Origin of the sequence: Yoonia sp. 72, from assembly GCF_034652275.1 — a bacterium.
In the GTDB taxonomy this organism is placed as follows: Bacteria; Pseudomonadota; Alphaproteobacteria; order Rhodobacterales; family Rhodobacteraceae; genus Yoonia.
In genome coordinates this window covers 370,698-384,904 of sequence record NZ_JAXIWG010000002.1, presented here as the reverse complement: position 1 = coordinate 384,904, position 14,207 = coordinate 370,698, and the positions used below count along the sequence as shown (strand labels likewise).

Genomic DNA, 14,207 nt, shown 5'->3' with positions numbered 1-14,207 from the left:
CCCTGATACAGATGTTTGGGCGAAAGGAAAACTATCCGCGCAACTCTAGGAGCAAATCTGCCTTTGTCATGGTAAAGTCCGAGGCGATCCAGACCGCCTCGGCCTTTTTCATCGCTTGGCCTAAGGCTGGCCCGTTCAGGTCGGGCATCAGGTCAGCGGCTTGCAGGGGAAAGGTCCGGCTGGCCGCGAATTGCGCATTTTTGACTATGTTAGTGTCTAGTTCTTGCCCTAGCACCGCCGCCGTGATCGCTGCCTTGTTGATCGCAGCCTCGGCCCCGTGACGATAGGCAAGCTCTGGCAAGGGCAGATCGGATCGCATATGTTCAAGCGCCAGCGCATCCCTCTTGGACAACTTCAGCGCGCCCGCAGGATCACCGCCCAGCGCACCCAATCGGCGAATGGCCGACGGTGGCAGGCCTGCCACGCCTTCGATATGGACCAGAACGGCAAGCGGTGCTGCATCCGCGCCCGGCAGGATCTGCGCCAGAACGCCCGCCGCCGCCATCGAGGCAACAGCCGGAGCTGGATCGGGGGCGGAGAGCAGCTTGAACATCTCTGCCGTGACCCTTTCGCGCGACAGGCTGGCCAGCCCGTCGATATTGGCGGCACAGGCGGCCAGCGCTTCGGGATCAAGGCCATCGGCCCCGTACCACGCATGGAACCGGAAAAACCGCAGGATGCGCAGGTAATCTTCCCTGATCCGCTGATCGGCATCCTCGATGAACCGGACGTGGCGGGCGAAAAGGTCGGGCAAGCCACCCAAAGGATCGACAACCACCCCATCGGGTCCCGCATAAAGCGCATTCATCGTGAAATCACGGCGGCGGGCATCTTCGACCATCGTATCGGCAAAAGCGACGACAGCGCGCCTGCCGTCCGTCGCCACATCGCGGCGAAAGGTCGTGACCTCGAAAGGGGTGTTTTGGGCAACAACAGTGACTGTTCCATGGTCGATCCCCGTCGGGATCACCTTCAGCCCTGCGGCCGTGGCAAGCTGCGTGACAACATCAGGCCGTGCATCCGTGGTCAGGTCGAGATCGGCGACAGACACGCCCAGCAGTGCGTTGCGTACGCAACCGCCGACGAACCACGCCTGATATTCGGCATCCGTCAACACGCGGCACACCTGTTGCGCGGCAGGATCGGTCAACCATGCGCCGTTGACACGTGTCATGACACGCGGTCCGCGAAAGCACGCAAAATACGTGCGGTGGCACCCCAGACATAATAGGGGCCATATGGCACCGTGTAATACAGCCGCTTGCGCCCCTGCCAATGGCGGCCTTCGGTGCGGTAATGCGCTGGGTTCATCAGATGAGCCAAGGGGACCTCGAACACTTCGCTGACCTCGTTCGCCTCCGGCTTGGCGTCAAAAGCGCCGCGAACCACAGCCAGAACAGGCGTGATCAGATAGCCGGTAACCGTCTGGTGCGGCGGCAGCACACCCAGCACATCGACCTGATCGGACAACAGGCCGATTTCTTCATGCGCTTCGCGCAGGGCGGCGGCGGTCAAGGACACATCGCCCGCATCCTGCTTGCCCCCGGCAAAGGCGATCTGGCCAGGATGGTGTTTCAACCGCGCGGACCGTTTGGTCAGGATCACAGTTTCCGTCTCGGCCCGCACGGCAAACAGCACCGCCGCAGGGGTCAGTTGCACCTGCGGCAGCGCGATATCCTGATTGAGGTCGAAATCACTGGATGCGCGCCCCTCGCGGGACAGCGCATCCAAAAGGCGCTGATGCAGATCAGGCACTGGCATCCTTGGCTTCAAAGCCAAGGGTTTCCGGCGCGAACACATAATGCGCCCCGCAGAATTGGCAGTCGGCTGTCACCGTGCCTTCGTCCGTAGTCATCGTGGCGATGTCCTTGGCCGAATAGATCGACAGGCTTTGCCGCACGCGGTCTTCCGAACAGGTGCAGCCGAATGTGATGGGCTGCGCGTCATAGACACGCGGCCCTTCTTCGTGGAACAGGCGGACCAGCAGGTCGGTTGGCGTGACGCTTGGCCCGATCAGTTCCAGATCATCGACCGTATCCAGCAGCACATTGGCGCGGGTCCAGTTTTCACCTTCGTCGTCGGACAAAAGATCGGCCGCGGCAAGCAGCCCCTGCTCGCCCGACCCACCCTCGCCCGTGGCAAATGGCGAGGCCTTGGGCATGTGCTGCAGCATCACGCCACCGGCACGCCAATGCGCAGCCTCGCCTGGGGTCTGGCTGCGGCCATAGGTCAGCGCAAAACGGGTCGGGATCTGTTCGGACTGCGCGAAATAGGTCTGCGCACAGGCCGACAGCGACCCGCCCGCCAAGGGCGTGATCCCCTGATAAGGTGCCGTGCCTTTACCCTGATCGATCAGGATCGCGAAATAGCCGTTGCCGACATGGCTGAACGGGTCGGCGTCATGGTCCAGCCTGTCGGCGTCATAGGACGCATAGGCGCGGATACGCGCGGGCTGGCCGTCATCGGTCGGGCCATAGTAATCGGTGGCGATCAACCGCGCGGCACCCGACCCGCGCACCTGCAGGGACAGTTTCCAGCGCAATTTCATCGTCTGCCCGATCAGCGCGGTCAGCAACGCCATTTCCGCGACCAGCGCTTCGATCACGGGGGGATAGTCGTGCTGCTTCAAGACCTGTTCCAGCACGCCATCAAGGCGCGCGACCCGACCGCGGATATCGGATGCGTCAAGTTGGAACGGCAGGACGGTATCGTCCCAAGCGATTTTGGCGCTGAGGCTCATGGGCTTTCCTTACATGTCAGGAATTGGCATACCGCGCCTATATAGGCGGGGCAACCCGGCGTCCAAGAGGCAAGCTATGATCAGACGGTATGGCACGGTCCCGAAAAGCGGTCAGCGCTACACGACACGCGCGGGGGCCTATGCGATCCTACCGCGCGGCGGCAAGCTGTTGCTGACCTATCAGGGCGACCCGCATTTCGAGGTGCAACTGCCTGGCGGCGGCATCGACCCCGGCGAAAGCCCATTGCGCGCGCTCCACCGCGAGGTGTTCGAGGAAACCGGATACCGCATCGCTGCCGCGCGCAAGCTGGGCACGTTCCGGCGGTTCACCTTCATGCCCGAATACGACCTTTGGGCCGAAAAGCTGTGCCATATCTATCTGGCCCAGCCCGTCCGCCCCCACGGCCCCCCGCGCGAACCGGGGCATATGGCGATCTGGATGACCCCTGCAGAAGCGCTGGCAGAGCTATACAACGACGGCGATGCCGCATTTGTGGCGCAACACGCCTAGGCACGCTGCCCAAGACACCGTGGCGCGGGATAACTTGGAGCCTCCGGCGGGGATATTTTCTTCTCGGAAGATGGAGGAAGTAGCCCGAAAATTGCGCAACTTTTATTCAAATGCAAAGGGATGCATTTCTTCCGAGCCCAAATATCCCCGCCGGAGGCCCTTCTGCGTCGCAGACGCAGGAGGATCGGGCACATCCTTGCCCCTTCCCGCAAAACCCGCTATCGCGCAAAACAAGAGATTTTGACGCAAAGGCATCCCGCATGACCGCTCCGAAAAAAGTTGTTCTGGCCTATTCCGGTGGCCTTGATACCTCGATCATCCTGAAATGGCTGCAGACCGAATACGGCTGCGAGGTCGTGACCTTCACCGCCGATCTGGGTCAGGGCGAAGAACTGGAACCAGCCCGCGCCAAGGCCGAAATGATGGGTGCCAAATCCATCTATATCGAAGACCTGCGCGAAGAATTCGTGCGTGATTTCGTGTTCCCGATGTTCCGCGCCAATGCGCTGTATGAAGGTCTCTATCTGCTGGGCACATCCATCGCGCGGCCGCTGATCTCCAAACGTCTGGTCGAAATCGCCGCCATCGAAGGTGCCGATGCCGTCGCCCATGGTGCGACGGGCAAAGGCAACGATCAGGTGCGGTTCGAACTCGCCGCCTATGCGCTGAACCCCGATATCAAGGTGATCGCCCCTTGGCGCGAATGGGATCTGACCAGCCGTACGAAACTGCTGGAATTTGCCGAAGCCAACCAGATTCCCGTCGCCAAGGACAAACGCGGCGATGCGCCGTTCAGCGTGGACGCCAACCTGCTGCACACCTCCTCCGAAGGCAAAGTGCTGGAAAACCCCGGTGAGGAAGCGCCCGATTACGTCTATCAGCGCACCGTCGCGCCGGAAGATGCGCCCGACACACCCGAAATGGTGGAAATCACGTTCGAGCGTGGCGATGCCGTGGCGATCAATGGCGAGGCGATGTCGCCCGCCACGATCCTGACCAAGCTCAATGAACTGGGCGGCAAACATGGCGTCGGTCGCCTTGATCTGGTGGAAAACCGCTTTGTCGGCATGAAATCCCGCGGCATCTATGAAACGCCGGGTGGGACCATCCTGCTCGAGGCGCATCGCGGGATCGAACAGATCACGCTGGATTCAGGTGCGGGCCACCTGAAAGACAGCATCATGCCGCGCTATGCTGAACTGATCTATAACGGTTTCTGGTTCAGCCCCGAACGCGAGATGTTGCAGGCGCTGATCGACAAGAGCCAGGAACATGTCTCCGGCACAGTGCGGGTGAAACTTTACAAAGGCTCTGCCAGCACCGTGGCGCGCTGGTCCGACCGGTCGCTCTATTCCGAGGCGCATGTGACGTTTGAAGATGACGCCGGTGCCTATGACCAGAAAGACGCGCAAGGCTTCATCCAGTTGAATGCACTGCGGCTGAAACTGCTGGCCTCGCGCGCACGCCGCCTGAAATGACGCTGGCGGAAATCACGGCCCTGCTGCAACGGGGCGTCGATCACGCGCCGTTGCAGGGATCGTTGAAATTCGATTGTGGGTCTGACGGGGTTGTCGTGTTGGAAAACAACACGACATCGAACACCGGCCGCCCCGCCGATTGCACGATCCGCATCACGCTGGACAATCTGGCCAAGCTCGTCAAAGGCAAGCTGAACCCGATGACAGGGGTGGTGACGGGCAAGCTGAAAGTATCCGGCGACGCCCGCATCGCGCTGAAACTGGGTGAATTGCTGAAGGGCTAAAGCTTTACAGCGGCCAGTTTTTCGTAAAACGGCATGGCATCGCGGCACAGCTGCGCTGCCTCGCCTGCCAGTTCCGGCAAATCCTCCTCTGCCCCGGCAAAACCAGTGCTTTGGTGCACGGCGTTATACCAATGGCTGGCCCATATCCCGTCCTCGGCCCTTGGGCCTGCGGGCCAGTGCAGCATGCCAGGGTCAAAATCCAGGTTAATCGCGGCGCAAAGCTTGTGCAGCATCGCTTCGGGATCGGCGCGGATATCGGCGCTGTCGATCACAACGCCGCCCAGACGGTCGAACAGTGCTGCCTGCTGGGGATAGCCGATGGCGTCCAAGGACATATGATCCATCTTGGCACCGTAGCTCGCGATGACCCGCGCGGGATGGCGGATTAGATGCACGTTCATACATTGCGCCGCCCAGTCCAAAGGAAAGCCTGCGATCATGTGATGCGGCATGTGTTTCATGTAGAAATGCGGCTTTTGAGCCGGAATAGTGTCTAAACACCGCCGCGCCACCGCATCAGGATCTGTTTCATGCGCTGCGATGATTTCGACCTTCATCGGATGGTCGGCCCCTGTCGCTGCCAGATAAGGTGCATAGAACGGCTCATCCCAGATCGCGCAATCGGCGCGGTTGCCAAAGGCATACATCATCGCGGTGGACAGGTTCCGCGGGCCGGACCACATGGCGATCCTCATGATGCGGCGACCAGATCTTTGTAAAGCGCGCGCAGGCGGGTCGTGACAGGGCCAAGCGCGCCCGTGCCGATCACACGCCCGTCGATGGTGCTGACAGGCGTTTGCGCGCCAAAGGTGCCGGTCAGGAACGCCTCATCGGCGCTATAGGTGTCGACAAGGCTGAAATTGCGTTCAAAAACAGGGATATTGTTGGCGCGGCACAGGTCGATGACCTTTTGGCGGGTGATGCCGTTCATGCAATAGTCGCCGGTGCTGGTCCAGACCGCGCCCTTTTTCACGATAAAGAAATTGCAGGCGTTCGTTGTGTTCACGAACCCATGCACGTCAAGCATCAGCGCCTCGTCTGCGCCGGCCTTTTGCGCGGCGATACAGGCGAGGATGCAGTTCAGCTTGGAATGGCTGTTCAGTTTCGGGTCCTGCGTCATCGGCAACCCGCGCATGTGCGGGACGGTGGCCAGAGTGATGGGGCGCGGGATCTTGGGCTTTGAGTGTTCCATGATGATGACAAAGGTCGGCCCCTGCTGCGACAGGTTCGGATGCTGGAAAGGCCGCGTTTTCACGCCACGCGTGACCATCAGGCGCGCATGGGCGTCAGTGGTCATGGCATTGGCCTTTTGCGTGTCTAACAAAGCGGAAATAACGCCTTTCCGGTCCAGCCCGATATCCAGATCAATCGCTTTCGCGGCCTCGAACAGGCGGTCGATATGGTCGTCCAGAAAGGCCCATTTGCCGTCATAAAGCCGCAGCCCTTCCCAGACGCCATCGCCGAGCATGAAGCCGCTGTCATAGACGCTGACGACGGCCTGCGCCTTGGGGACAATGCGGCCATCGACATAGATCACGATCGCGTCGTTACGCGCGTCTTCTTCGGCCTGATGGGTGGTGACGTCGGACATGGTTTATCCTTGCGGGTGAAAGTCCTGCACTTCGGACAGGTCGGGGATCACATCGGCGGTGCCGTGACGCATGACCATCAGCGCACCTGCGCGCGTGGCCAGCCCGATCGCTTGCGCCATCGGCATGCCACGGTCGAGCCCCGCCAGAACATAGCCGGTAAAGGTATCGCCCGCGCCGGTGGTATCGACAGGATCGACCTTGATCGCGGGGAAATGCTGCTGGCCGTTTGCACTGTACCAATCCGCGCCATCCGCGCCCAAGGTCACGATCACATCGGCCACGCCTAGATCGGCGGGAGTTTTGCCGGTAGCTTGGCGCAGCTGGTCCGCCTCGACCGCATTCAGGATCAGGAAATCGAGATAGGGCAGCACCGCCATCACCCTGTCCGCATCGAACGGGGCGGCGGCATAGGCGACGCGCAGCCCCATCTTGCGGCCAAGGCTGGCGGCGGTGCGTTGCAGGTTCGTTTCGTTCTGGATCACCAGCCAGTCGCCTGTCTGCGCCTCGGCCATCGCGGTCTGCAGGATCGTCTGCGGAATTTCGGCATTCGCCCCCGGATGCAGCAGGATCGCATTTTCGCCATGCGGATCGACCATGATGATCGCCTGCGCGGTTTCAGTGTTTAACACGGCGATATTGCGGGTATCGACGCCGTACTCCAGCAAGCGTTCGACCGCCCAAAGCCCGTCCTGCCCCACCGCCCCGATGTGATGCACACGCGCGGCGGCACGGGCGGCGGCGACCGACATATTCGCCCCCTTCCCGCCCAGAAACATCTGGCGGCCTGTTGTGCTCAGCGTTTCACCCGGCGTCGGGATGCGCGGCACGGCATAGACAAAATCCGCATTGATCGACCCAAGATTCCAGATGGCCATCAGTCAATTCCGCAAGCGGCGATCACCGCCATGTTCAGAATGTCGTTCACCGTGGATACGGTCGAACAGATCTGCACCGATTTGCCGACGCCCGACAGGATCGGGCCAATCACAGTAGCCCCTGCCATTTCCTGCATCAGTTTCACGGAAATAGACGCGGAATGGCGTGCAGGCACGACCAGCACATTCGCAGGCCCTGTCAGGCGCGAAAACGGATAGTTTTCCTGCGCTTTGGGGTTCAGCGCGACATCGACGGTCATTTCGCCCTCGTATTCGAAATCGACACGGCGGGAGTCCAGCACTTTGGGCGCCTTGTGCATCTTTTCCGCGCGTTCCGACACCGGATAGCCGAAGGTCGAAAACGAAAGAAACGCCACACGCGGCTCCAAGCCCAGTGCGCGCGCCACGGATGCGCCACGTTCGGCGATATCGGCCAGATCGTTTTCATCGGGCCATTCATGGACCAAAGTATCGGTAATCAGCACGATCCGGCCTTTGTTCAGCACCGCCGTCACGCCCACCGCACCGTCATGCGGCTGGGCGTCAAAGACGTGGTTGATGACCTCCAGAACATGGGCCGATTTGCGGGTCACGCCGGTGACCATGCCGTCAGCATGGCCATGCGCCAGCATCAGTGCGGCGAACACATGCCGATCACGCGCGGCAAGGCGGTGGACGTCATGGGCGTCAAAGCCCTTACGCTGCAGGCGCTGGTACAAAAACGCCTTGTAGGTTTCCAGATGCGGGGTGTTGGCGGCATTGACGATCTCGATCTCGTCCACGGCGTCGGCCAGCCCTTCGGCGGTCAACTTGGCCAGCACATCATCGGCGCGCCCGACGACCAGCGCGCGGCCAAGGCCCGACCGCTGGTACAGGACCGCCGCACGCAACACGCGAGGGTCATCGCCTTCGGCAAAAACCACGGTGGATTGCGCCGCACGCGCACGGGCGTTCAGGTTCCGCAGGATCGACGCAGTCGGGTCCATGCGGGATTTCAGCGATGCCTCGTAAGCGTCCATATCGACGATCGGCCGCCGCGCGACGCCTGTTTTCATGCCAGCACGGGCGACAGCGGTCGGGATGCGGTGGATCAGGCGAGGGTCAAACGGCGTGGGAATGATGTAGTCGCGGCCAAAGGACAGTTTCTTGCCATAGGCCATGGCAACCTCGTCCGGCACATCCTCTCGTGCGAGTGCGGCAAGGGCTTCGGCGCAGGCGATCTTCATCTCGTCGTTGATCGCGCGGGCGTGGATATCCAGCGCGCCACGGAACAGATACGGAAAGCCCAGCACGTTGTTGACCTGATTGGGGTAATCACTGCGGCCCGTGGCGACGATGGCGTCAGGGCGGACGGCGTGCGCCTCTTCTGGTGTAATCTCGGGATCGGGATTCGCCATGGCGAAAATCACAGGGTTCGGGGCCATGCTGGCGACCATGTCCTGCGTCACGGCACCTTTGGCGCTGACGCCAAGGAACACATCGGCGCCCTGCATCGCATCGGCAAGGCTGCGGGCGTCCGTGACCACGGCATGCGCCGATTTCCACTGGTTCATGCCTTCGGTACGGCCTTGGTAGATCACGCCCTTGGTGTCGGCCATGATGCAGTTGTCATGCCGCGCGCCCATGGATTTGAGCAGTTCCAGACAGGCGATCCCCGCCGCCCCCGCGCCGTTCAGGACGATTTTGACATCCTCAATCTTTTTGCCCGACAGATGCAGCGCGTTTAGTAGGCCAGCGGCACAGATCACCGCAGTCCCGTGCTGGTCGTCGTGGAACACCGGAATGTCCATTTCTTCCTTCAGCCGCTGTTCGATGATGAAACATTCGGGTGCCTTGATGTCCTCCAGATTGATCCCGCCAAAGGTGGGGCCCATCAGGCGCACGGCGTTGCAAAACGCATCGGGGTCTTCGGTATCGAGTTCGATATCGATGGAATTCACATCGGCAAAACGTTTGAACAGGACGGATTTGCCTTCCATCACCGGCTTGGACGCCAGCGCACCCAGATTGCCAAGGCCCAGCACAGCCGTGCCGTTCGAGATTACGGCGACCAGATTGCCCTTGTTGGTATAATCATAGGCCGTGGCAGGGTTGGCGTGGATTTCCTCGCACGGGATCGCCACGCCGGGGGAATAGGCCAGCGACAGGTCGCGCTGCGTGGTCATGGGGACAGTCGCCTGAATCTCCCATTTGCCCGGTGTCGGCTGCATGTGGAATTGCAGCGCATCCTCGCGGGTCAGTTTGTTCTTGGCCATGTGGTTCCCCCTCTGCCCGCCATTCATAGCGGGTTCCGCCGGACGCCCGCAACGGATACATTTCGGGGTTTCGCCACAAGGGTCCGCTGGATAGTGTGCGACCAATGTTTGCGGGGGCAAGATGAACACCACAGCCACACCCATGATGGCCCAATATCTGGAGATCAAGGCGCAGCATCCCGATGCCCTGCTGTTCTATCGCATGGGCGATTTCTACGAGATGTTTTTCGACGATGCCGTCGCCGCCGCCGAGGCGCTGGATATCGCGCTGACCAAACGCGGCAAGCATGACGACGACGACATTCCGATGTGCGGTGTGCCGCATCATGCCGCCGAAGGGTATTTCCTGACCCTGATCCGCAAGGGGTTTCGCGTGGCCGTCTGCGAACAGATGGAAAGCCCCGCCGAGGCGAAGAAACGCGGCCATAAGTCGGTGGTCCGGCGTGAGGTGGTGCGGTTGGTCACCCCCGGCACGCTGACAGAAGACTCCCTGCTGGATGCGCGGCGGCACAATTATCTGGCGGCGCTTCATGTGGTGCGCGACCAAGGTGCGCTGGCCTGGGTCGATATCTCGACAGGGGCGTTTCATGTGATGCCGTGTGCGGGGGCTAAACTGGGGCCGGAACTGGCGCGCCTGACCCCGCGCGAAGTGATCGTTGTCGACAGTGCGCAGGGCGATTGGGCTGCGTTAGTGTCTGAATCCGGTGCCACGCTGACGACCTTGGGCGCGGCAGCATTCGATAGCACGGCGGGGGAAAAGCGGCTCTGCGCGCTGTTCAAGGTGGGCTCGCTCGACGCTTTCGGCGCGTTCGAGCGGGCCGAGATTGCCGCCATGTCCGCCGTCGCGGAATATCTGGAAATCACCCAGCGCGGCAACCTGCCCCTGCTGCGCCCACCCGTGCGCGAAACCCAGAAATCCGCGATGCAGATCGACGCGGCGACACGGCGGTCGCTGGAACTGACCCATGCGCTGGCAGGTGGACGGCAGGGATCGTTGCTGGCCTGTATCGACCGGACGGTGACGGCGGGTGGCGCGCGATTGCTGGAGCGGCGGCTGGCATCGCCCAGCTGCGATCTGGGTGTCATCACCGCGCGGCAGGATGCTGTCGCGTTTATGGCAGATCAATCGCGGCTGTGCGATGATATCCGCGACGGCTTGCGCGGCACGCATGATCTGGACCGCGCGCTGTCGCGGCTGGCGCTGGACCGTGGCGGGCCGCGCGACATGACCGCGATCCGCAACACGATTGCGCAGGCGGCGCGGTTGCCGGTGCATCCTGACATGCCGCCGCTGCTGGCCGATGTGGCGCGCGATCTGGCGGGGCATGACGATCTGCTGGCCTTGCTGGATGCGGCCTTGGTCGCTGAACCGCCGCTGCTGGCCCGCGATGGCGGGTTCATCGCGGCAGGCTATGACGCCGAACTCGACGAGGCACGCAAGCTGCGCGACGAAGGCCGGTCCGTGATCGCAGGCATGCAGGCTGATTTCATCGCAAAGACGGGGATCACCTCGTTGAAGATCAAGCACAACAACGTGCTGGGCTATTTCATCGAAACCACCGCGACCCATGCCGAGAAAATGTTCGCTCCGCCGTTGAGCGATACCTTCATCCATCGCCAGACAACCGCCAACCAAGTGCGTTTCACGACGGTGGACCTATCCGAGATTGAAACCCGCATCCTGAACGCGGGCGGACATGCGCTCGAGATTGAAAAGCGGCTCTATTCCAGCCTGAAAGACGCCATTCTCGCGCAGGCCGGACCATTGGGTGCGCTGGCGCGCGCCTTGGCCGAGGTTGATCTGGCAAGCGCCCTTGCGCATCTGGCGCGGACCGAAAACTGGGTGCGGCCGAAACTGGACGACAGCCGCGCATTCGAGATTACAGGCGGGCGGCATCCGGTCGTGGAGATGGCCCTGCAAAAGCAAGGCGCACCCTTTGTCGCCAATGATTGCGCGCTGAGCGCGGCGCCGATCTGGTTGCTGACGGGGCCCAACATGGCGGGTAAATCGACCTTTCTGCGGCAGAATGCCTTGCTGGCAATTTTGGCGCAAATGGGTGGGTTTGTGCCTGCGACGGCGGCACAAATTGGCATCGTGAGCCAGATTTTCAGCCGTGTGGGCGCATCCGATGATCTGGCGCGCGGGCGGTCGACCTTTATGGTGGAAATGGTCGAAACGGCGGCGATCCTGAACCAAGCGGATGACCGGGCGCTGGTGATTTTGGACGAAATCGGGCGCGGCACGGCGACCTATGACGGGTTGTCGATTGCCTGGGCAACGCTGGAACATCTGCACGACGTGAACCGCTGCCGCGCGCTGTTCGCCACGCATTACCACGAGATGTCGGCGCTGTCGGCCAAACTAGACGGCGTGGAAAACGCCACCGTGACGGTCAAGGAATGGGACGGCGACGTGATCTTCCTGCACGAGGTGAAACGCGGCACGGCTGATCGCAGCTATGGCGTGCAGGTGGCACGTCTGGCGGGGCTGCCGCAGGTCGTGGTGGACCGCGCCAAGGTGGTGCTGGAGGCGCTGGAAAAAGGCGAGCGCGAAGGCGGGCGCAAGGCATTTGTGGACGATCTGCCATTGTTTGCGGCAATGCCAACGCCGCCGCCCGTGAAACACCAAGCATCCGAGGTAGAGGCGCGGTTGAAAACCGTTCTGCCGGATGAGCTGACACCAAAAGAGGCGTTGGCGCTGATTTATGAGCTGCGCGGAATGGTGGAGCCGGGGTAAAACCCCGGCCTATCCCATGGCGGTAGGTCGGGGTTTAGACCGACTTAGGACGCCGGTGTCGATGACACGCCAACCTGCGCGGGGCGCAGCAGACGGTCGTGCAGCATGAAGCCTTCGGCGGCGACCTGAATGATGTCGCCGGCCTTTGTGCGGGGCAGCGGGGCCTCGAACATGGCCTGATGCAGTTGCGGATCGAAACGGTCACCTACCTGCGGTACGATCGGATCGATCCCGTGTTTCTTGAACACGGAAATCAGTTCGCGCATCGTCAGTTCGACGCCTTCCAGAAGGGCTTTGTTGATGTCCTGCTCTGCCTCGTCGGCGGATTGCAGGGCACGGCGCAGGTTGTCGTAGATCGGCAGCATGTCGCGGGCAAAACGGGCGCTGCCGTAGTTTTCAGCCTCGCGGCGGTCGCGGTCGGCGCGTTTGCGGGTGTTTTCGGCATCGGCCAAAGCGCGCATGAACTTGTCACGGAATTCGTCACGCTCGGCGCGCAGGGCGTCCAGTTCTTCCAGGCTCGCTTCGGCGGCCTGATCCATTGCATCGCCTTCGGCGGCCATTTCATCAAGGCTTTGGAGTGCGGCGTCTTTATCGGCCATGTCTGTCTTCCTTCAGGAGCGGTCGGCAATCATCTTGCCCACCAGCTGTGCAGTGTAATTCACGATCGGCACGATCCGGCCATAGTTCAGTCGGGTCGGGCCAATGACGCCCACGGCGCCAATGATCTTGCGGTCGGCGTTCATATAAGGGGAAACGACCAGAGATGAACCCGTCAAAGAGAACAATTTGTTCTCTGACCCGATAAAAATCCGCACGCCGTCGCCATCCTGCGCCAGATCCAGAAACTGCGCGATGTCGCGTTTGCGTTCCAGATCATCAAACAGGCTGCGGATGCGGTCCAGATCACCTTCGTTTTCCTTTTCCGACAAAAGGTTGCCGCGTCCGCGCACGATCAAGCGTTCGGTCGGCTCGCCTTCGTTTTCCCACAGCGCAAGGCCGCTTTGCACCAGCTCGGCGGCCAGACTGTCGATCTCGCGGCGGCGCGTCTTGATTTCGCGGGCGATGACTTGGCCGAGTTCGGACAGGGTATGCCCTTCGGCGATGGCGTTCAGGAAATTCGCAGCCTCACGCATCGATGACGGGGTCTGGCCGGGGGGTGGCGTGAAAATCCGGTTTTCGACATGGCCATCGGCAAAGACCAGTACGACCAGTGCGCGGTCCTTGTTGAGCGAGACAAATTCGATGTGCTTGATCGCGGCCTCGTGTTTCGGGGTCAGCACGAGACTGGCACCATGTGTCACACCGGACAGCGCCTGCCCGACCTGATCCAGCATGGTGGCGACATCGCTGTCTGCGGATTGCATCGTCTGGTCGATGGCTTGGCGGTCCTTGCCGTCAAGTTCGCCGATTTCCAACAGACCATCGACGAACATGCGCAAGCCGAGCTGTGTCGGTACACGGCCGGCACTGATATGCGGGCTGCCTAGAAGCCCAAGGTATTCAAGGTCTTGCATCACGTTGCGGATTGTCGCGGCGCTGACCTTTTCGGACAGGGTGCGCGTCAGGCTGCGCGATCCCACGGGCGCGCCGCTTTCAAGATAGCCTTCGACGACGCGGCGAAAGACTTCGCGCGAGCGTTCGTTCATCTGGGCGATGTTCGGGGTCTGGTCCGGCACATTGTCCTCTTTCAGGGCGCAGGCAGTTAAGGCCAAGTTGCGCTGTCCGTCAATCGGGG

13 protein-coding genes are annotated in these 14,207 nt (G+C 61.6%); 4 read left to right on the top strand and 9 right to left on the bottom strand.

The features are described 5' to 3' along the window. Positions 1-31 precede the first annotated feature (31 nt). The 3 genes from VCK47_RS10415 to VCK47_RS10405 are packed head-to-tail and all read right to left on the bottom strand — an operon-like array spanning position 32 to position 2,740. Entirely contained in the window at positions 32-1,174 is a 1,143-nt protein-coding gene (locus VCK47_RS10415) for a CCA tRNA nucleotidyltransferase (RefSeq protein WP_322891027.1), read from the bottom strand. Then, on the bottom strand, positions 1,171-1,755 hold the full coding sequence (locus VCK47_RS10410; RefSeq protein ID WP_322891026.1) for a CoA pyrophosphatase: 585 nt from the start codon (positions 1,753-1,755) through the stop codon (positions 1,171-1,173). The genes VCK47_RS10415 and VCK47_RS10410 overlap by 4 nt, the downstream gene beginning before the upstream one ends. Continuing rightward, positions 1,748-2,740: an Hsp33 family molecular chaperone HslO gene (locus VCK47_RS10405; protein ID WP_322891025.1), complete on the bottom strand. Its 993-nt coding sequence runs from the start codon at positions 2,738-2,740 to the stop codon at positions 1,748-1,750. The genes VCK47_RS10410 and VCK47_RS10405 overlap by 8 nt, the downstream gene beginning before the upstream one ends. Before the next feature lie 76 nt (positions 2,741-2,816). Between VCK47_RS10405 and VCK47_RS10400 the strand changes: the two genes are divergently transcribed. From VCK47_RS10400 to VCK47_RS10390, 3 genes are all read left to right on the top strand, one after another. Beyond that, positions 2,817-3,251, top strand: a complete 435-nt coding sequence (locus VCK47_RS10400; protein ID WP_322891024.1) for an NUDIX hydrolase — start codon at positions 2,817-2,819, stop codon at positions 3,249-3,251. A gap of 110 nt (positions 3,252-3,361) precedes the next feature. Then, the gene (locus tag VCK47_RS10395) at positions 3,362-4,729 is read left to right on the top strand and encodes an argininosuccinate synthase (RefSeq protein ID WP_322891023.1); all 1,368 of its coding nucleotides are present in this window, start codon (positions 3,362-3,364) and stop codon (positions 4,727-4,729) included. Continuing rightward, on the top strand, positions 4,726-5,013 hold the full coding sequence (locus tag VCK47_RS10390) for an SCP2 sterol-binding domain-containing protein (RefSeq protein WP_322891022.1): 288 nt from the start codon (positions 4,726-4,728) through the stop codon (positions 5,011-5,013). Before VCK47_RS10395 ends, VCK47_RS10390 begins: the two co-directional genes overlap by 4 nt. Here VCK47_RS10390 and VCK47_RS10385 read toward each other — a convergent pair. The 4 genes from VCK47_RS10385 to VCK47_RS10370 are packed head-to-tail and all read right to left on the bottom strand — an operon-like array spanning position 5,010 to position 9,735. Next, entirely contained in the window at positions 5,010-5,696 is a 687-nt protein-coding gene (locus VCK47_RS10385) for an HAD family hydrolase (protein WP_322891021.1), read from the bottom strand. The two genes, VCK47_RS10390 and VCK47_RS10385, sit on opposite strands and share 4 nt — an antisense overlap. Positions 5,697-5,704: 8 nt before the next feature. Next, positions 5,705-6,604: a D-amino acid aminotransferase gene (locus tag VCK47_RS10380; protein WP_322891020.1), complete on the bottom strand. Its 900-nt coding sequence runs from the start codon at positions 6,602-6,604 to the stop codon at positions 5,705-5,707. A gap of 3 nt (positions 6,605-6,607) precedes the next feature. Then, positions 6,608-7,480: a ribokinase gene (locus tag VCK47_RS10375; protein WP_322891019.1), complete on the bottom strand. Its 873-nt coding sequence runs from the start codon at positions 7,478-7,480 to the stop codon at positions 6,608-6,610. Continuing rightward, the gene (locus VCK47_RS10370) at positions 7,480-9,735 is read right to left on the bottom strand and encodes an NADP-dependent malic enzyme (RefSeq protein ID WP_322891018.1); all 2,256 of its coding nucleotides are present in this window, start codon (positions 9,733-9,735) and stop codon (positions 7,480-7,482) included. Before VCK47_RS10370 ends, VCK47_RS10375 begins: the two co-directional genes overlap by 1 nt. A 121-nt stretch (positions 9,736-9,856) precedes the next feature. On the opposite strand from VCK47_RS10370, the gene mutS reads away from it, so the two are divergent. Continuing rightward, positions 9,857-12,472 carry a DNA mismatch repair protein MutS gene (mutS, locus tag VCK47_RS10365; RefSeq protein ID WP_322891017.1) on the top strand — a complete coding sequence of 872 codons (2,616 nt, stop codon included), beginning with the start codon at positions 9,857-9,859 and terminating at the stop codon, positions 12,470-12,472. Positions 12,473-12,516: 44 nt separating this feature from the next. On the opposite strand, the gene VCK47_RS10360 is transcribed toward mutS, so the two are convergent. Continuing rightward, on the bottom strand, positions 12,517-13,071 hold the full coding sequence (locus VCK47_RS10360) for a nucleotide exchange factor GrpE (RefSeq protein ID WP_322891016.1): 555 nt from the start codon (positions 13,069-13,071) through the stop codon (positions 12,517-12,519). A 12-nt stretch (positions 13,072-13,083) separates the two neighbouring features. After that, positions 13,084-14,148, bottom strand: coding sequence for a heat-inducible transcriptional repressor HrcA (gene hrcA / locus VCK47_RS10355; RefSeq protein ID WP_322891271.1), 1,065 nt, complete (start codon positions 14,146-14,148; stop codon positions 13,084-13,086). Positions 14,149-14,207 lie beyond the last annotated feature (59 nt).